This is a genomic window from Oscillatoria salina IIICB1, assembly GCF_020144665.1.
In the GTDB taxonomy this organism is placed as follows: Bacteria; Cyanobacteriota; Cyanobacteriia; order Cyanobacteriales; family SIO1D9; genus IIICB1.
Genome location: NZ_JAAHBQ010000087.1, coordinates 1 through 19836 on the forward strand (window position 1 = coordinate 1; position 19836 = coordinate 19836).

Below are 19836 nucleotides of genomic sequence, written 5' to 3' on the forward strand. Positions count from 1 at the left end.
GGAATTAGTTGCGACGACGGATTTATTGGCGCTGACGGGAATTGATGACCCAGAAGGGATTAGTATTGACCCAGAAACACGGACAGTCTATGTGGCGTTCGATGATGATGGTAATAATGGTAGTCAGATTGGCATTTTTAGTCTGTCACCAGTTAGTCCTCTGGAAAATGCCCAAGGTAATCCAACAGGTATCTTTAACTTCACAGGTGTAGATACTAATTTGGTGGTTAGCCCAGTTGTCAATAGCAGTGGCGAGATTCAAGAAGTTGGCGTCTATGTTGTTGATGATGAAGAGGGAACTATTGATGGTATTGCTCCTGGGGAAGATGGTTATCTAGAAGCAGCTATAGAACGAGCCGAGGTGCTTTTCTCGCTGATTTCCAATCTGCCGAATGGTTTCGATCCTAGCGAACTGGAACGGGTTCTAGATTTCGATCCGGGAACGAATTTAGGATTTTTACAAGTTACTAACGGCACGATTAATAGTGTCCGGGAAGATTTGGAAGATGACGGTAGCACGGATGCAGAAGTTGTTCTCTCGACTGAGACTGACTTAGAAACTACTTTGTCGTCTAATGGGTTTACTCTGAATTGGAATGATGAATTTAGCATTCAGGTTGGAGGTGAACCTACGGCTGAAGTCAGTGTTCCTGTGGGTACTGATTTACAGAATAGCCAGCAGCTAGAGGTTATCGATTTACGCAATGAAACGGCTGATTCTTTCCGAGTTGATGCGACTTTGTACCGAGAAGCAGCATTAGAGAATTTTGTCGGTTTGTACAGGATCGAAAATACTGATGGTGATGTGCGCGATCCTTTAACTGGTGAATTAGTTAATCCTGGGGACGATGATTATTTAGAAGCAGCTTTGGCTAACCGACTTCCTGCTTTTGATTATACGGTTCCTAATCAAACAGTGGCGACAAGTTCGACTACTTTGTCAGGAAATGAGTTAATCGCACCTTTCATTGTGGCTGGCGATCCGGTTGCACCATTGTTAGATAGTACGGATGATGAAATTCCCGAAGTTTATTTCCCATTTATTGGTGCTAATCCAGATGGTGCCGATCATATCCGTTTGGTGGGAGATAATGCCTTTGCGTTTGAAGATTTACCCAACGCTGGTGATAGTGACTTTAATGACATGATCCTGAATCTTCAATTTACGCCGATCGCTTAAAAGTTTGTCAAGTTTTAGGGGAAATTATTGACTATTCATTAGGTGAAAAGTTTTTTCCCACAACTAAGCAAAAATACTAGGTTTGGCACTTGAAAATCCAATCTTGATTTAATCCGCCCTAGGCGGATTTTTTTTGTAATTGGGGTTGCTAAAAAGTTAGAAGATATGTTAGAAAGTCTCTATTAAGAGTTGTCATGAAAGTCCAACCGAAGAGTTGCTAAAAAAATCAGGCAAAAAGGTTAAAGAAATATTAAGAATTCAAGCTATTGTCAATCATGTTCAGCCAAAAGGCGAAGGTAAGAATTAAAGCTCAAAAATTTCGAGTAAAATCTATGAAATTAGCAAAAAAGCGATGAAAACTAAAAGAATAACTATTGTATTGGGTTGTGTATTTAGTGGTTTACTCGCAGCTTTTCTTTTACACAACAGTTTAGGTTTCTTGAGCAATTCAGGAAGTTCTCATGCTCAACAGTATTTAAATCAGGAAACAAAAGATTTCGCCAATCGTTGTCCAGAAGAGACGATCTGGATAGGAGGGGGTACGTTCCGAATTGGCGCTGACGACCAATATGTCGAAGAGCAATCGGCGGAAGATGTCTCGGTAAACGGTTTTTGTATCGATAAATACGAGGTTACTAACGCTGAGTTTGCTAAATTTGTCGAGGAAACAGGCTATGTCACGATCGCCGAACGTCCTTTACCCGCAGAAGAGTTTCCTAACCTGAGCAAAGAACAATTAGCTCCTGGTTCGTTAGTGTTTGTACCACCTTCAGGAAATCAACCTATCTTGGAACTGAGTTGGTGGAAGTGGGTTCGGGGGGCTAACTGGAAGCATCCAGAAGGACCGAATAGCGATCTCAGCGGAAAGGAAAACTATCCTGTAGTTCATGTTTCTTATGAAGATGCTGAAGCTTATGCAAAATGGGCAGGAAAATCCTTACCTACAGAAGCTCAATGGGAATTTGCTGCACGAGGAGGACTCAAAAAAGCTATTTTCAGTCGGGGAAATCAATATTCTGCGGATAAAGCTAATACTTGGCAAGGTTTGTTTCCGGTTTATAACGAGAAAAAAGATGGATATGTTGGTGCTGCTCCGGTAGGTTCTTTTCCAGCAAATGGCTATGGGCTTTACGATATGACTGGAAATGTTTGGGAATGGACAAAAGATTGGTATCGCGTTGGTCATCAAGGAAAAGCTCATAAACAGAATCCCATTGTTAACAACAAGAGTGAAAGTTTTGACCCTAGAGAACCAGGTGTAGCCAAGCACGTAATTAAGGGAGGTTCATACTTATGTGCGCCTAACTATTGCAGTCGTTATCGTCCTTCAGCCCGTGAAGCTCAAGCCCCTGATAGTGGTACTTCACACATTGGATTTCGTTTAGTTAAACTTCCTGGAGATCCCCTGACATAGTTTACAGTTAAATTGAAAAAAAAAACACAGAACTAGTTGTAAATTGTTTCACGATCGGGTAAATTAATATTCACGTAGTTTAATCGATCTCCGTCGTTTACCACCCCAAATATACCTAAAATAGGTAAGTTAAATTACCTACGAAAATTGTAGCGTAATTTTCTTTTCAGGTTTGCAGTTTAGCTTTCTTAAATTTCTATTATGTCTCGAAAAATTTCACCGTTTGTATTGGTTGCAGGTGTGGCTAGCCGCAAGATTTCTCGATTCTTTTTTCTGGCAAGTTTCACAACCTTTACCGTACTAGGTTTCTCCTCAGTAAGAGAAGGTGCCGAAGCCCAAGAAAGAAGAGGTTCAGGTAGCGATCGCCCGAATATCATTATGATCGTCGGCGATGACATGGGCTACTCGGATTTAGGTGCTTACGGAAGCGAAATTCCTACACCTAATTTGGACGATCTTGCTAAGCAGGGCATGATGTTTACTAATTTCCATACAGCCCCAGCTTGTTCGCCAACTCGTTCGATGTTGCTCACTGGCGTTAACAATCACCTGGCTGGCTTGGGAACAATGGATCACCGGATTGCTCCCAGCCAAAAAGACAAACCTGGTTATGAAGGTTATCTCAACGATCGCGTAGTTAGCGTTGCGACTCTTTTGAGAGATGCAGGTTATAACACTTACATGACAGGGAAATGGCACTTAGGCGAAAGCGAAGGACACCGACCTCACGAACGAGGATTTGAAAAAACATTTGTCATGCTTGAAGGTGGGGGAAATCATTACAACACCTATGGTTTCTCTGGGCATAAACCAATCAACACCTACATGAAAAATGGTCAGAACTTAGAAAAACTTCCAGAAGGTTTTTACTCGACCAAAACTTACACTGACGAGATGATTAACTTTATTGAAAGCGATCGTCAGGATGGTAAACCATTTTTTGCCTATTTAGCTTATACTGCTCCCCACGCGCCTTTCCAAGCGCCCCAGGAGTATATCGAAAAATACATGGGCAAGTATGATGCAGGCTGGGATGTGATCCGCGCCCAACGCTTTGAAAACCAGAAAGAACTAAATTTGATTCCGGAATATTTGGAATTGCCGCCACGATGGCCAATGGTCGATCCTTGGAATAGTCTCAGTGCCGAAGAAAGACGCATCCAAGCTAAGAAAATGGCAATCTATGCGGCGATGATTGACTATATGGATGAAACTGTTGGTCGCTTCCTCGATTATCTCAAAGAAACTGGGGAATACGATAACAGTATTATTATCTTTTTCTCGGACAACGGTGGTAGCGACCACGATAAAGCTGAAGAAGTTAAAGATTGGTTGGAAGAAATCGGCTTTGACAACAGCTACGAAAATATGGGCAATGGTGACTCCTTTGTCAGCTTTGGTCATGAATGGGCGCAGGTAATTACCACACCTCACTGGGCGGCAAAATCGACCCAAGCTGAAGGAGGTGTTCGCGGAGCATTCTTCATGGCTTTCCCTGGAGTAATTCAGCCGGGAAGCCGAAGTGATGCTTTTACTTCGGTTCTCGACATGACACCAACTTTACTGGAATATGCTGGAGTCAGACACCCCGGTACTACTTATAACGGTAGAACTATTCATGGGATGGAAGGTAAATCGATGCGTCCTATTTTAGAAGGTTGGGCGCAGCGAATTTATGGTGAAAATGAACCGATCGCGTTTGAACTTTACGGTACTGTTAACAAAGCTTTGTATATGGGTGATTGGAAGATTCTTAAGTTAGGCGATCGCCCTTGGGGACGAGGAAACAACGAAAGCTGGAAGTTGTTTAATTTGCGTTCCGATCCGCGCGAGTTGGTTGATTTGTCTCAAGAGTATCCTTTGTTATTGCAACGGATGGTTTCTTACTACAATCAATATGAGCAAAGTGTAGGTTTTGTTCCCGCTTTAACTGAGTAAGAAGTAGACGAGTATAGACGTGCGTAGGTGGGCTACTCTCAGCCCGCCTACGCGGGCTACTTTGTTTCCGATTTATTTGTAGTAAAATATTTGGTAATAAAATTAGTTTTTTTTATGACAAAAGTTGCTCGTTCAGTTACTACATATCAACAACCAAATCGTCCTTTAACATTTAGTTTATTAAATTTGCTGGGAGATAAATTTAATCTGGATTGGTTTCCGTTGCTGGATTTGAATGCAGATTCGCTTTTAGAAGCTGCACAACGTCAAACTGGTTTAGATGATTGGGGAGATGAAAGTTTTCGCTTGCGCTTGCAAAAGTTACTGGAATCTTTGGATCGAGAGGCTAATCTTAATTTAGTTGGACGTTATTTTTTACGTCAATATTGTCTTAAATTGTTGGTGAATCGCTTGCAGATGCAAGCTGATTTTAAACGTTATCCTGAAATTTTAGCAGTTCCTATTGAAAGACCTTTATTTATTGTCGGATTATTTAGAAGTGGGACAACTTTTTTACATAATTTGCTCTCGTGCGATCGCGCTAGTCGTTGGTTACATTTAGGGGAAGCGCTTAATCCTTCACCTCCCCCAAAACAAGCTACTTGGTCAAACGATCCCCGCTTGATTGAAGAGGGAAAATGGATCGAATTTGAGAATTCTCTCGCGCCTAAGTTCGCTACTGCTCATTATATCAATGTTAATCGACCCGCAGAATGTAGCCGACTCTTTGAACATGATTTTGTCGCGCATTTGTTTGATTTTCGTGCTAATGTAAATTCTTATTCGGAATGGCTGCAAAACCAAAATTTGGTCGATGCTTATCAATATTACCGCCAACAATTACAATATCTTAGTTGGCATTGGCGAGGATCTCGCTGGTTGATGAAAGCACCTGCTCATATTTTCGCTCTCGATGCACTTTTAGCCGTTTTCCCTGATGCTTGTATTGTCCAAACTCATCGCGATCCCCTGAAAGTTATGCCTTCAGTTTGTAGTTTAAGTGCGATCGCGCGTAGTCGCTTTAGCGATCGCGTCGATCTTTCGGCGATCGGTAAACATTGGTTAAATCTCTTGACAAAAGGCGTTGAAGATGCTATAGAAGTTCGGGATACGGCTGACGCAGCGAGATTTTATGACGTTAATTATCTCAATTTTGTCCGCAATCCGATCGCCACAGTTACGCAAATTTACAAATATTTTGACTATGAGTTAACTGATGAAACCACAGCCAAGATGAAACAGTGGATCGAGCAAAACCCGCAACACAAGCGCGGCGTACATCGTTACAGTTTAGATCAATTTGGTTTAGACTCGAAGCAAATAAATGACAAATTTGGGAAATACTGCGATCGCTATAACATCGATCGGGAGTGATGAGGGATTGGGGGTTGGTGACTGGGGATTGGGGATTGGGGATTGGGGACTGGGAATGGATATTGCTCACTGGTAACTGATAAATTAAGCACCAAAAGCCAAAAAACCACCATCCACAGCGAGACATTCTCCTGTAATATAAGATGCCCCAGACATACAGAGAAAAGCCACAGCCGCAGCAACTTCTTCCGGTTCACCTAATCTTCCCATCGGTTTGCGAGCAACGATCGCTGCGAGTCTTTCGGGGTTACTCCAAGCAGGTTTACTCAAAGGTGTGCGAATGACTCCCGGAGCGATACTATTAACTCGAATACCATCTGTTGCCCATTCTACAGCCAAATAACGAGTGAGTTGCGCGATCGCCGCTTTCGTCATGACATAAGGCGATCCCGTGCGTCCCGTGACAAACGCATACACAGAACTTATATTGACAATGCTACTATTTTCACCCTTTTTGAGCAGAGGGTAAAACAAGCGACACATTTCAAACACCGCAGTTTGATTAGTTTGCACCACGGAGTCATATTCACAGAGAGTATATTCAGTAGTTGGTTTGCGAATATTCGTACCCGCATTGTTAACCAGGATATCCCAGCGATCGCTCATTTGAGAAATTTGCTCAAAAAGTAATTGGCGATCGCTACTTTTTCCTATATCTGCGGCGATCCCCATTGCAGGTAAACCTTTTTCTCGCCAAATCTCGACTTGTTTAGCGATTTCTTCAGCATTTCTTGCAGCGATCGTCACTTCTGCACCGAGAGATAATAATTCGTTAGCAGTGGCTAAACCAATACCTTTCGTACCACCTGTAACTAATGCTTTTTTTCCTGTAAGTAACCAGCGATCGTTCATAATTAGGGATTAGGGATTGGCTTCAGTTATCAGTGAACAGTTACCAGTTAACAGTAAACAGTGAATATTTACCAGTTATCAGTTTATCTTCTAATTCCTCCTTGTCTCCTAATTACCCAGTCCCCAGTCCCCAATCCCCAGTCACCAGTCCCCAGTCCCCAATCCCCGTAGCCAATTGGCGATCGCGATCCCGATTTCTTGGGGACGATCTTCTTGCAAACAATGTAAACCTTTTCCCACATAATAAGTTTCTGTATTGGGGAAATGTGCGGCTGTCCATTCAGCGACTTCTGGCGGATTAACTGCTCCTGGCTTGCCATAAAGATGCAGCTTTGGTATCTTAGTTTTGGTCAACCATTCACTGTAACTTCTGATTATCCTATCAGTTTCCGCAGGTTCGCCACCAATCGGAATTTGATTAGCCCAAACTAACATCGGTTTGCGGTCTTTTTTCTTCAGAAAAGGCTGACGGTAAGCATCTAATTCTGCTTCTGATAATTCTCGAATTGTATTACTCTGTAATAACTTTTCAATAAAAATATTTTCTTCATAAACTAATTGCGCTCCCTGTTGAGGAGCTCTGAGTTTGCTAAAATCCTCAGCAACTTTACCCATTTTCTCAATTTTATCAAAAGGGAAACGAGGAGGAACCATTGCTTCCATAAACACAAGTCCTTTCACGTTATCTTCGTGACGCATCCCATAATAAAAACTGAGTGTCGAACCCCAATCATAACCCACAAAAGTGATATTTTTAAGATTCAACTTAGCGATAAAAGCTTCCAGATAGCGACTGTGATCGGCAAAAGTATAATCTATGTCTGGTTTGTCCGATTTGCCCATTCCGATTAAGTCTACCGCAATGGCACGATGGTGAGAAGTAACAAAAGGGATTATATTCCGCCAGACATAAGCCCAAGTAGGATTACCATGTATAAAAAGAATCGGAGATCCTTCGCCGACATCAATATAGTGCATTTTAGAACCAAAAACTTTAACGTATTTCGATTCGTAAGGAAACTCGGCTGGTTGTGTTATTCCCATACCCAAAGCAGTTGACGACGGTAAACCAAACAGGCACAAGCATAACAAAATACTAACTAAGGTCGCTAGGTAAATTTTTTGCCTCATTGCATTTAGTATAGAAAAATACCAAAAATTGACAAATTTTCTGTTTGCTGAATTAGACTTTGTCGGGCGATCGCTACTGCAATCAATCTAGACTCGACTTTGTTAGCAATAAATCTTTCTTGACGAAATTACTAACTTCTAGCCATCGATCCTTTTTACCACTATTAGTAATTTTTGCCAAGGGCTGAACCAAACACCATTGCACCGAAGTCGCCTTAATCATAATTATTAGAAACGTCACTGACGAGAAAGCTGTTACCGACTTGGTTACAGCCGTCATTCCTCAATTAATAAGTTAGAAAAGTAGGAAAGGTAGGAAAAGTAGGTTAGTCAAATCCAGCCAAAACTGTAACAATTCTTTTGCTCAAATTACTTGCCAATTGAATCTACCTTAAGTATGATTTGAATATCGTCAAGAAAATCCAAGGTTGTGTCACTCATTTTTAATTGCCAGAAAAAATATCAAATACCCAAGCAATTTATCAAAAAGAACACAGCTAAATTCGTTTAGCCCTAGCTAAACAAGAAGTCAATTTAAGACTTGCTTTAGTTTTTAACCATCACATCAGAATAGCTGTGATGCTATAGCTTGACAAACAAAGAATGCGAAGGTTAACTTAAAAAGCATTCTTGTCTTAGGCGGATAGGCAACTAAATTGCATTTAACGCCCTGCTGGAAAAGATTAGCTCCGATTTGCCGCTTATGAAATTTATCGGTCAACTCACCAAGACAACAAATTGGCGAGCAAATGTGCTGACAGACGGACAGCTACAATGCACTTACCAACAAATTCCCGAACTATTTGAGAGGATTAACAAAGAGTTTGAGAAACAAAGTATTAGCAGCGAAGATTGTCTAGTTTTAGAATGCGAAAACTCAGTACCTTGCGCGCTAGTTTTGTTGTATTTGCTCGAAAAAGGTAATAGCGTCCTACTGTTACCAAAAACGCCCAAAGAAGCAGAACCATTTCTACCCGGATTTTGCCGATTCAGAATTGTTACTGAAAGTGTGAGTGACAACGGGAAAATAGTTGAGTTAACTCAGCCAGAGCAATTTTTGCAGATTACTGCTAACGAAAATTGGCTCGAGGGGGCGAATAACTCAAGTCAAAAACTATATTTGCGTACTTCCGGGAGTACGGGAAAGCCGAAAATAGCAATGCACTCCCACGGGAAGGTACTAGGAAACGTAGCTAACTGCGTCGAAAGACTACTGTTGCAAAGCGAAGACAGAATTGCGATCCCCGTACCGATTTATCATATGTACGGTTTAGGTGCAGGATTTCTGCCCGGAGTAGCAGTAGGAGCAGCGATCGACTTGCAAAAAGGAGCTAATCTGTTACGATACTTGCAAAGGGAGAAACAATTCGCTCCCAACGTCGCCTTTATGACCCCGATTTTCTGTGAAACCTTGTTAAAAGGGAGAAAATCGCCGAGGTGGTATCGGATGACAGTAGCCGCAGGCGATCGCGTGCGCGAAGAAGCATTTAGCAAATATGAATCCCTTTTCGGCTGTCTGGTTAAATTATATGGCAGTACAGAAATGGGCGCGATCGCCGCAGCCAGTCCCAGCGATTCCCCAGAAATACGCGCCCAAACAGTCGGTAAACCGATGTCTGGCGTAGAAATGCGTTTAGAAAACATCAAAGAAGAAGGCAAACCCATCGGTCAACTTTGGTGTAAACACGAATATAGCTTTGACGGCTATATTGATGAAAACGGACAACCCATTGTTATCTCAGAAAACAATGACTGGTTTTGGACAAAAGACTTAGGTTGCATTGACTTAGATGGTTACATTGAAGTCTTAGGTAGAGCCGATCATAGCGTCAACCGGGACGGTTTATTAGTTTTCTTCGCCGACGTCGAAAAAGCGATCGAAACAATTGCCGGAATCGAAGCTGTCGTAGTTGTCTCCAAAGGCGAAAGTCAACGCGGAAAAGGCATTGTCGCCTACTGCATTCTCGCCAAAGATACCAACCTCACCGAAGCCGATATCCGCACCTCCTGCTTCGATCTCCTACCTAAACGTGCAATCCCCGATCGTATAAATATTGTCAATTCCTTGCCCCTACTACCCAATGGCAAAGTCGATCGGCAAAAACTGATCGGCATGGAAGACAAAATCAAAGTAAAAATAATGCAATAAAGAGGTAAAAACATGACTAAAGCTGATGTCTTAGCACAACTGAAAACTATTATTGCTGAAGAATTGGATGTCAATCTCGAAGCAGACGAAATTGATGAAAATGTACCTTTGTTTGAAGATGGCTTAGGATTTGATTCAATTGCTACCGTCGAATTAATTTCTTTAATCGAAAAATATTTCGACGTCGAATTTATTGATTCAGAACTCGACCCAGAATTATTCAGCAATCTCAACGTTTTAGCAGATTTTATTCTGAGTAAAAAAGAAGCCCAAAAAATGCAAACAGTTGCCTAGACACTCTCAAACTCAGTTATTAGTTGGGCTGCCTCAAAAACAATCAGAATAAGTCCAACTAATAACCAATCATCCAAGCTGATAGTTACGCTTCAAAACTCAAAACCAAGTTGGGTCAAAGCCCAACTAAAAAGTCTTGCTTACTTACCAACAACAATAGGAAAAAGTCATGGTTGCAATCGTTGAACGTTCCCAACTAGAACCCAAGCGACTTCCTTTAATCACAAATTATCCCTCATTTCGGAAGTGGAATAAAGCGGCTCTCGACGAGAAATTACAAGACGATCCGATGTGCATTTACGTGCATATTCCCTTCTGTACCCAACGGTGTTCTTTCTGTTACTATAAAACCGTAGATTTAAAAGAAAGACCCGAAGTTGATGGCTATGTAGACTCGCTCTGCAAAGAAATCGAAATGGGTGTAGATCGCTTCGATATCGGCAACAGACCAATTCACGCCGTGTATTTTGGTGGTGGTACTCCTAGCCTTCTCAAGGAACATCATTTTGTCAAAATAATTGAAACTCTACGCAATAAATTTAAGCACTTCGAGTCCAGAAACCAACTATCAGTTGAAGCCGAACCTTTAACTGTTTCCAAAAGTAAAATGGAAACCCTCGCCAAACTGGGAGTAACTCGCCTCAGTATGGGCGTACAATCCTTTAATGATAAAATTATTAAACTAAGCGGACGGGGACACGACGAAAAACAAGCTTATCGCGCGATCGATATTGCTCAAAAAGCAGGAAATGGTCAGTGGACAATTAACATTGATTTACTGAGTGGATTAGCTGGAGAAACTCCGGAAACTTGGGCTGAAAGTTTAGAATGCGCTCTCAATACTGGTGTAGAAAGTATTACTGTTTATAAAATGGAGGCATTTGCTAACACTGAAGTCTACAAATTAGGAGTGCGTGAAGAAACAATTGAATTGCCCGATGACGAGCAAGAAATAGAATTCATGCGCTATGCAATGGAGCGTTTTGAGCGAGCAAATTACATTCCTTGGAGTTTCTTTACTTATACCAAAAATGGCTCTGATGAAAGTAAGTATATCAGCAGTATTTGGCGGGGAATGGATTTTTACGGTTTTGGTGTTTCCGCTTTTGGTTCTTTAGGTGATGGACTACTACAAAATACTTCCGATTTAGAGAAGTATAATGAGATTGTTAATCAAGGTGAATTACCTTTAGCACGCGGCTATCGTTTCAATGGTTTGGATTTGATTGTTCGCGAAGTTTTGATGGGAATGAAGCTGCTAACTTTAGATTTGAAAGGATTTAAAAAGCGTCATGGCTTCAAATTGCAAACTTTGTGTGGTTCGACTTTAAAAGAACTCGCAGACGAAGGTTTTATTACGATTTCCGAGCAAGAAGTTGCTTTAACCTCAAAAGGTATTCTTTTCGGAGATTTTGTAGGACAAACCTTAGCTAACGCGATCGAGAAAGCCTACCGATAAAGATTTTTTTCAGTGTAGCCCCAAATGAAGAATTATTCTCAGTTTCAGCAACTTGATTTGCGCTTTGATTGCGAGCGTATTAGACAAGAAATCGCCCAATTTAGTAACGAAGATTGGCGAGAAGAGAGCGTAGGTAAATCAACGATTGTGCTTGTCTCTGTTGGCGGTACAATTAATCAAGATTTGGCAATTTCTGGTGTGGTAAAGTTAACTAAATTTAGCGAAAATTTGCACTACCTCAAACAAGTTATTTCCGCCCTAGAGGTTCCCGTATCTCGTTCTCGTCTAGTGCGACTTGCAGCGAAAACTGAGACTGCCGCTTATACAGAATACAATTACCATTGGTTTCGACACAATTGTATTTATGTAGCAATAACTGGGGCTGTTTCTTTAACGGTCAATCAAGAAAAAATCTCTCTGGCTGCGGGTGAAGTTGTTATTAGTAATAATTTTCAGCCCTACTCGTTAAGCAACGAAACTGAGCAAGATTGCCTCTATTTGGTTGTCGAAACTAAAAGGCTTGGGGATTGGGAATTGTCAATTGGGAACTGGGAATCCCACTCCCCCCAGCAGGTAGCAGTCCCTCCTTTGCAGGAGAGGAGGGAATCTGCCGCCGCTTCTGGTAAAATAAGCTTGGAAACTGCTAGTTTTGAGGTTTTGACACCCGAAGAAATTGCTAAGTTAACTGAGGTAATTTTTGCGGAAGTAGAGACACCAGAAAAAACATTTCTTAGCCAAAGTCTTGGCGAATTTCAGCGTCGATGGTCAAAAGTTTTCGCTCAATTTGGTCACTCGCGCCAAGGTGAGTTAGCTTACCAAGATTTAATCTTAACCTTTCAGGAGCAAATTGCCCCAAAAGTGAATTTAGGGCTAAGAAAGTCCTGGCGGGGCAAAAATGCTGTCAAAGTCATTCTTTCGATGTTAAAATCGTCAGAAAGAAAGGCTCCGAAGAAGTTCAAGACGGGGGTATTGGCGCGGAAAAAATTGCAAGTTAAACTGCAAATTCAGTGGGATGCTGGCTATCAAGTAGTAGCCAACGCAGCCGAAACTAAGGAATTTCAGCGCTTGCAAAAATTACCCGCAGAAAAGCAAATTTTCGATTTATTTCGCGAGAAGGCAACTATCGCCGAAGTTTGGGCAAAAAAAGTTTCGGAAACGGAAATAAACCAAGAAAAGTTTGTTAGAATAGTACAGAAATTAACGGATCTCGAACTCTTAGTAGAAGAGTTTCAGCCGCCGCAATTTGTCAAACCGATCTTTATTATTTCCGCACCCAGAGCAGGTAGTACGCTATTATTTGAAACCCTGTCTCAATTTCCCGAATTATGGACAATTGGCGGTGAAAGTCACGATCTAATTGAAGGAATTCCCCAATTGCATCCTTCAACCCACAATTATACTTCTAACCGCCTAACCGAAGCCGATGCACAGCCGGAAATTTGCGAAACATTGCAAAAAAGATTTGTGCGTCAATTGCGCGATCGCACTCAGCAAGCTTACCTCGATCTTCCCCTTCAGGAACGTCCCCCCAAGGTAAGATTTTTAGAGAAAACCCCGAAAAACGTGCTACGCATTCCTTTCCTCAAGGCTGCATTTCCCGAAGCATTGTTTATCTATCTCTACCGAGATCCCAGACAAAATATTAGCAGCTTATTAGACGGTTGGCGATCGCGGCGTTTTGTTTCTTACCGCAATTTACCCGGTTGGGACTATCAAGAATGGAGTTTTTTCCTTCCCCCCAATTGGTCATCCTTGCAAACAAGTTCCATCGTCGAAATAGCCGCTTATCAATGGAAAACTGCTAACTCTTACATTCTCGACGATCTCAACAACTTACCTCGATCTTCTTGGTGTTTAGTACGCTATTCAGACTTAGTTCGAGAACCCAAGCAAACCATTACCAAAATCGGCAACTTTGCCGAACTAAACCGGGACGAACATATCGAGAAAATCTTGTCCCAATCTTTACCAGTTTCCCGCATGGCTTTATCAGCCCCATCCCCCGAAAAATGGCGGAAAAATGCCCAAGAAATTGAGCCAATCTTACCCAATTTAGAACCAATTATCAAACTTGTGGAGAAAGAAAATGAATCAAGTTTTGCCTAAAACCCAAAAAGACCAAGCTAGCCCCAAAAAAGCGAAAACCGTCCGCGAACTCGGTCAAATTGATATCTCCGGAATTCGCGAAGATGTCCTCAACTTACCCGCCGAATTATGGGAAAAGCAAGACTACGACAAGCCTAACAAATTCAAACCATTAGGCAGAACCGAACACATTGTTTTTCAATTCGTTCGCGACTACGACAACCACATCGACACCGTTAATTATCCAATTTGGGACGAATGGAAAAGTCGCCTCGAACCAATTTTAGCCGCAGCAGTAGAACCCTATGGTTACGAAAACGCTGAATTTTGCCGAATCATGTTCGCAAAACTGCCAGCCCATTCTAAAATTGCCTTACATATTGACCCCTACAAATCCTCAAATTACACCCACAAAATTCACATTCCCATTGTTACTAATCCTGATGTAGAATTCATTGTCGGACACAAACGCTATCACTTCGCCGAAGGATACGCTTACGAAGTCAACAACAAAGACATTCACGGTGGTGTCAACGCGGGAGACAGCGATCGCATTCACCTCATCTTTGAATACTACGAGAAATAACTCTCCTTGTAAATTCCCTCCTTAAAAAAGGAAGTTAGGGGGGAATTTCCCAATAGCTTGCAAATTCCCCCATTTTTAAGCCACAGATATTTCATTCTAGGAAATTTATCTTCACCATTGAGTCTTGAATTAACTCATTTTTTGCGCCTTGGCGTGAGAAAAAATAATTTCCTAAATCTTCAACTAACTAAACAGCCAACAAATTATCAAAAAATCATGCTCATTTCCTACCAACATAAATTTATTTTTTTCCACGTCACCAAAGCCGCCGGAACCAGCGTTAAAAAAGCCCTAAAACCTTATTCCCAAGAACCAGAAAAATTCAAAATTCCTCGACCAGCCCCAACAATTAATAACCAACCCAACCCCTTTTACGAAATGTGGTCATCAGCACTTTGGCACGCGAAAGCTAGAGATGCTAAAAAAGAATTATCAGCAGAATTATACAACAAATTTTATAAATTTGCCTTTGTGAGAAATCCTTGGGATTGGCAAGTCTCCTACTATCACTTTATCCTCAAAGAAACAACCCACATCCGACACGAACTTGTCAAATCAATGTCAGGATTTGAAGAATATCTCGAATGGGTAATCGCCACCAAAAATCCCTTCCCCAAAGGAGCCACCAAGTTGCAAAAAGATATTATCACCGACTACAATGGAAACATCATTGTCGATTTTGTCGGGAGATATGAAACCTTAGCCGCAGATTTTAACTATGTTTGTCAACTGCTCAATCTCGATGTCTCTTTACCACACTTAAACAAAAGCACTCATCGAGATTATAAATCCTATTACACGGAAAAAACTAAACAACTCGTAGCCGAGCATTTTCAAGCAGATATCGACTTATTTGGTTACACATTTGACGGCTACCATTCGGAAAAAATACAACTAAAATTACCCGAACTAATTTCCGCCTAAACTCAGGAGTTTCCCATCATGCAAGCTAAAGAAAGAGAAATTCAAACCAACTACGATTTAAGACCAGATTTACAAGAATCTCTCGCACATAGTCACATTGACCCCTCAAAATTAACTACTTTTCAGCGTATCATTTTGACAACTGATGGCACGCTCACAGAAATTTTAGAAGCTTACCTCTTTGAAAAAATTCAGCTTGTTAAGTTATCCGAAGGACTTGTTTCAATTTCTCAAGAAATCAAGCCGTTAGAAATTAAAATTGGGACAGAAGTAATTGACCGAAAAATCTTACTGCGAGGTAAAATTAGTAGAAATAATTGGATTTATGCCGAATCTATTATAGTACCCGATCGCCTAGAGAGCAACTTCCGCGATCGCCTGCTTAAATCCCAAGAATCAATGGGTAGACTGTGGTTAGAACATAAGCTAGAAACATTTAAAGAAATCGTTGACTCTAGTTGTCATCCAGCCGGAGAATTAGCTGAGTATTTCAAAATCAAGCCAGAAGATAAAATATTTTCGCGGACTTATCGGGTCTTTTCTAACCGTCAACCAATCATCATGATTACCGAAAAATTCCCCGAAAGCTACTTCAAGAAAAACTTTTAAATTAGAGTAAAAAAATGACTGTACCTGCTGCCGAAAAACTCAATTTAACCGCAGAAGCAGTTTTAGATTCTGCCATCCAATTTAACCATCCCCTCAGCAAAAACCTGAATGAACCAAAAGCGATCTTTTTAACAGGTTCCACAGGTTTTCTGGGAGCATATTTACTCGCAGAATTGCTAAAAACAACTACAGCAGATATTTATTGTCTGCTGCGTTGTCGCGATGCTAAATCTGGTAAACAGCGTCTCACCAACCATCTGCAATTTTACTCGCTTTGGCAGGAAAAATTCGCCGAACGGCTAATTCCTGTAATTGGCGATTTGTCTCAACCTTTATTGGGACTTAAAGAAGACAAATTTAACCAACTAGCAGCACAAATTGAGATTATCTATCACAACGGCGCGCAGGTCAATTCGGTTTGTCCTTACTCTACTTTAAAACCTACCAACGTTCTCGGTACCCAAGAAGTTCTTCGGTTAGCAAGTTTAAGCAAAACCAAACCAGTTCATTTCGTTTCTACCCTCGCCGTTTTCTTTAGTCAAGCTTACGCAGAAAAGAAAGAAGTAAGGGAAACAGATATTCCCGATTTGGCTACCCTAAAAGGCGGTTACAAACAAAGTAAATGCGTAGCTGAAGAATTAATTAGAATCGCCCAAAAACGAGGTTTACCTGCTAGTATTTATCGTCCCGTGCGAATTTTGGGAGATAGCCAAACCGGAATTAATGGTAACTTCAACGACTTCTTATGTAGTTTCCTCAAAGGCTGCATTCAACTAGGAAAATATCCCAAATTAACAGGTACAACTAACATTGTGCCAGTAGATTACGTCAGTCAGGCGATCGCCACTTTATCCCAGCAGGAAACTTCCTACGGTAAAGCATTCCACATCCTCAACCCCGAACCTACCCCTTGGGAAAACCTCTTCGAGAAACTGCGATCGCTAGGATATCATCTCGAAGCACTCGACTACGACCAATGGCTAAGCGAACTCGAAAAACAAGCCACTCAGCAACCCGAAAACGAACTCTACTCATTTCTCCTGCTGATGACGAGTTCCCCAGCCTTACTCGCAAAAAAACCTCACTTCACCCACGACAATACCCAGCAAGGACTAACAAATACCTCAATTACCTGTCCTCAAGTCAACCAACAACTAATTACCACCTACATCAACTACTTCCAAAAAAGCGATTATTTACCAACTCCCCAACCGAAAACCAAAAAAGTTTCCGCCTTTTGGAAATCAATCAAATCTAACGTCAAACGACAACAGCAAGCCGAGACAATTAAACCCGTTCCTCGCAACCAAAACCTACCTCTTTCTTTCGGTCAAGAAAGACTGTGGTACATCGAACAATTACACCCAGGAAACCCCGTTCATAACCTACGCGCAGTCTATCGCATCCAAGGTTTACTCGACATTTCTATCTTAGAAAAAAGCATCCAAGAAATTATCCGCCGACACGAAATTCTTCGCACCACCTTTCCCACTATTGACGGCAAACCAGTGCAAGTAATTTCCCCAGAAATTAACTTCCAGCTACCGATAATTAGCCTAGAAGAACTTACAACCGAACAAAAAGAAGCAGAAATTCGCAACTTCGCAACCAAAGAAGCACAACAACCTTTCGACATTAGCACCGGACCATTATTACGAATAAAATTACTCCAACTAAGTCAAGAAGAATACGTCCTCGTGCGAACCATTCACCACATCATCAACGATGTTTGGTCTGATACTGTTTTCATGCGGGAATTAGTCACTTTATACAAAGCCTTCTCCTCCGAGAAACCCTCACCACTTCCCCAATTACCAATTCAATATGCTGACTTTGCTGCTTTCCAACGTCAATGGCTACAAGGAAAAGTCTTACAGTCACAACTCAACTACTGGAAACAACATTTAAGTAGTAATTTGACAGGAGTTAACTTACCCACCGACTACTCACCAACCACTATTCCCAGCTATCAAGGTGCAGCGCAATATTTGATTGTCCCCCAAGAATTAACCGCAGCTTTAAAAAGCTTTAGTCATCAACAAGGAGTGTCTTTGTTCGTTACATTGTTAACAGCTTACAAAACATTGCTATATCAATATTCGGGACAAAAAGATATTATTGTTTGTTCTCCCGTCGCTGGTCGTCATCGTCTGGAAACCAAGAAACTTTTGGGTTATTTTAGTAATATCCTGCTTTTGCATACCAACTTTGAAAATAACCCTAGTTTGCGCGAGTTAATCAGTCGAGTTAGTCAAGTTAGTTTAGGCGCACAAGAACATCAAGATTTACCATTTCAACAACTCGTAGAAGCGCTAGGCGTACCCAGTGCAATTTTATCTCGAACCATGTTTACTATGCAAAATGCTCCCAGTCAGCCACGAGAAATTGGGGGAATGAGTTTAAGTTTTGTTGACGTGGAAGAAGGAATTGCTAACTTTGATTTATCTTTGTCAGTAAAGGAAACTGGCGAGACGCTAACTGGCATAATGCGCTACAAAACTGATTTATTTGCCGAGTCTACAATTACGCAAATCTTAGAGAATTTTCAAGCTTTGTTAACAAAATTAGTTGCGAATCCCGATCTACATTTGCTAGACTTACCTTTGTTCGTCGAAGCCAATTCTGCCGAACCTTCTCCGCAACTTGTCGAGACAACTTATGTAGCGCCAGAGAAAGAAATCGAGCGAACTATTGCTAAGATTTGGCAAGATGTTTTGCAAATAGACAAAATTGGTATTCACGCGAACTTTTTCGATATCGGCGGTCGTTCGTTAGCGATGATTCGCGTTTATCATCAACTCAAAGAAGTTTTTCCTTGCGACATTGCAGTAGTGAATTTGTTTAAGTATCCTACTATTAGTGGGATGGCAAGTTATTTAAGTCAAGAACTTGCTGACGCTAATGATAAAATTCACGAGAAAGTATCTTCTGCGATCGCGCAAAAAGAAGTTTAAGAAATTCAACCTAGGAAGGGAATTGACTGAATAATTATTAAGTTTAGGCGCTTCTATTTCTATCTAAAATTAAAAAGTTTTTCCTGATTTTTATTTTGGCTCAAATAATTTCAACCCACGTTCCGCATGACACAATGTAGTGCAGAATGTGGGGTGTTACCGAGAAGCGGAGTGAGGTGAAAATCTGTGCGTTCCGTTTTGCAGACCCTTCAAATGGGTGACTATCCGGCTTAGTTCAAAAGTATTAGCCCCCGTTGGAGCGCCAAGCTGCGTAGGAATGCAGCATCGTTGTCCAGACTGTTCGGGTAAGACCTCATCTACTCATATAATTCTTGGCATTAGACACTCGACTAGCACCAATTTTCTCCCCAATTTGGAGTTCTTGTTCCCCAACCACTGGAACTATCAAGGCATCTAAATTGTCTTACTTCACCACTTGGCATTAATCCATATACTTCGTTAACTCCTGATGCGTAGAGTCCGAATCTAACAAGGCTAGCTGATTGACATTGCTCAATAATGTCTGTACTAATCGATTTCATGAATACAGGTGAAAAGAAAAGATCTCTCACTCCCTTTCCCTGAATAACATATATATAGCTCCAGAGGTTACTAGAGGGTACATTAGTGTAGTCAGTTGATTGGATGCGAATCCAATAGTCTTCAACAACTGACATATTTCTAATATCGTTGAGTCTTCTTCTACCTTCCGAAATAGAGTCTTTACATACATCAGTTATGTCTGAGGGTACTTCTTGTTTTGCATTCACAGGAGATATAAAGGAAGTAACCAAAAAGGTTAGAGTCAAAGGTGTTATCCATTTAGAAAACATAATTTCTACCTTATGAGAGTTTTAAGGGACTTAACCATATATTACACAGATTTT

Annotated in this window: 15 protein-coding genes; 12 read left to right on the forward strand and 3 right to left on the reverse strand. The window is 41.2% G+C overall.

All coding sequences use genetic code 11. The annotated features are described in order from the left end of the window. The 4 genes from G3T18_RS20965 to G3T18_RS20980 all read left to right on the forward strand — a co-directional run. Positions 1-1180: DUF4114 domain-containing protein (locus tag G3T18_RS20965; protein WP_224412542.1), on the forward strand; the 1180-nt coding region annotated here is incomplete at its 5' end. A gap of 352 nt (positions 1181-1532) precedes the next feature. Then, on the forward strand, positions 1533-2594 hold the full coding sequence (locus tag G3T18_RS20970) for a formylglycine-generating enzyme family protein (RefSeq protein WP_224412543.1): 1062 nt from the start codon (positions 1533-1535) through the stop codon (positions 2592-2594). A 201-nt stretch (positions 2595-2795) separates the two neighbouring features. Continuing rightward, positions 2796-4532 (forward strand): arylsulfatase, encoded by a 1737-nt coding sequence (locus tag G3T18_RS20975; protein ID WP_224412544.1) that lies wholly within the window; start codon positions 2796-2798, stop codon positions 4530-4532. 114 nt (positions 4533-4646) lie between these two features. Next, complete coding sequence (locus G3T18_RS20980; RefSeq protein WP_224412545.1) at positions 4647-5906, forward strand: sulfotransferase family protein; 1260 nt, start codon at positions 4647-4649, stop codon at positions 5904-5906. Positions 5907-5990: 84 nt separating this feature from the next. Here G3T18_RS20980 and G3T18_RS20985 read toward each other — a convergent pair whose 3' ends face one another. Further along, on the reverse strand, positions 5991-6758 hold the full coding sequence (locus G3T18_RS20985; RefSeq protein WP_224412546.1) for an SDR family oxidoreductase: 768 nt from the start codon (positions 6756-6758) through the stop codon (positions 5991-5993). A gap of 141 nt (positions 6759-6899) precedes the next feature. Continuing rightward, a complete protein-coding gene (locus G3T18_RS20990; protein WP_224412547.1) occupies positions 6900-7889 on the reverse strand; it encodes a haloalkane dehalogenase in 990 nt (329 codons plus the stop codon). Between the two features lie 703 nt (positions 7890-8592). Here G3T18_RS20990 and G3T18_RS20995 point away from each other — a divergent pair. The 8 genes from G3T18_RS20995 (at position 8593) to G3T18_RS21030 (ending at position 18949) form a co-directional block, all read left to right on the forward strand. Continuing rightward, complete coding sequence (locus G3T18_RS20995; protein WP_224412548.1) at positions 8593-10038, forward strand: class I adenylate-forming enzyme family protein; 1446 nt, start codon at positions 8593-8595, stop codon at positions 10036-10038. Between the two features lie 12 nt (positions 10039-10050). Then, positions 10051-10332, forward strand: coding sequence for an acyl carrier protein (locus G3T18_RS21000; protein ID WP_224412549.1), 282 nt, complete (start codon positions 10051-10053; stop codon positions 10330-10332). Positions 10333-10501: 169 nt separating this feature from the next. Continuing rightward, positions 10502-11791 (forward strand): radical SAM family heme chaperone HemW, encoded by a 1290-nt coding sequence (gene hemW / locus G3T18_RS21005; protein ID WP_224412550.1) that lies wholly within the window; start codon positions 10502-10504, stop codon positions 11789-11791. 24 nt (positions 11792-11815) lie between these two features. Beyond that, positions 11816-13897 carry a sulfotransferase family protein gene (locus G3T18_RS21010; RefSeq protein WP_224412551.1) on the forward strand — a complete coding sequence of 694 codons (2082 nt, stop codon included), beginning with the start codon at positions 11816-11818 and terminating at the stop codon, positions 13895-13897. Next, the gene (locus G3T18_RS21015; protein ID WP_224412552.1) at positions 13878-14462 is read left to right on the forward strand and encodes an aspartyl/asparaginyl beta-hydroxylase domain-containing protein; all 585 of its coding nucleotides are present in this window, start codon (positions 13878-13880) and stop codon (positions 14460-14462) included. Before G3T18_RS21010 ends, G3T18_RS21015 begins: the two co-directional genes overlap by 20 nt. Positions 14463-14678: 216 nt before the next feature. Next, positions 14679-15386 carry a sulfotransferase family 2 domain-containing protein gene (locus G3T18_RS21020; RefSeq protein WP_224412553.1) on the forward strand — a complete coding sequence of 236 codons (708 nt, stop codon included), beginning with the start codon at positions 14679-14681 and terminating at the stop codon, positions 15384-15386. Positions 15387-15404: 18 nt separating this feature from the next. Continuing rightward, a complete protein-coding gene (locus G3T18_RS21025) occupies positions 15405-15995 on the forward strand; it encodes a chorismate--pyruvate lyase family protein (RefSeq protein WP_224412554.1) in 591 nt (196 codons plus the stop codon). Positions 15996-16009: 14 nt separating this feature from the next. Further along, a complete protein-coding gene (locus G3T18_RS21030; RefSeq protein WP_224412555.1) occupies positions 16010-18949 on the forward strand; it encodes a thioester reductase domain-containing protein in 2940 nt (979 codons plus the stop codon). A gap of 350 nt (positions 18950-19299) precedes the next feature. Here the strand turns inward: G3T18_RS21030 and G3T18_RS21035 are convergent, their stop codons facing one another. Further along, positions 19300-19782, reverse strand: a complete 483-nt coding sequence (locus G3T18_RS21035) for a hypothetical protein (RefSeq protein ID WP_224412556.1) — start codon at positions 19780-19782, stop codon at positions 19300-19302. Positions 19783-19836 lie beyond the last annotated feature (54 nt).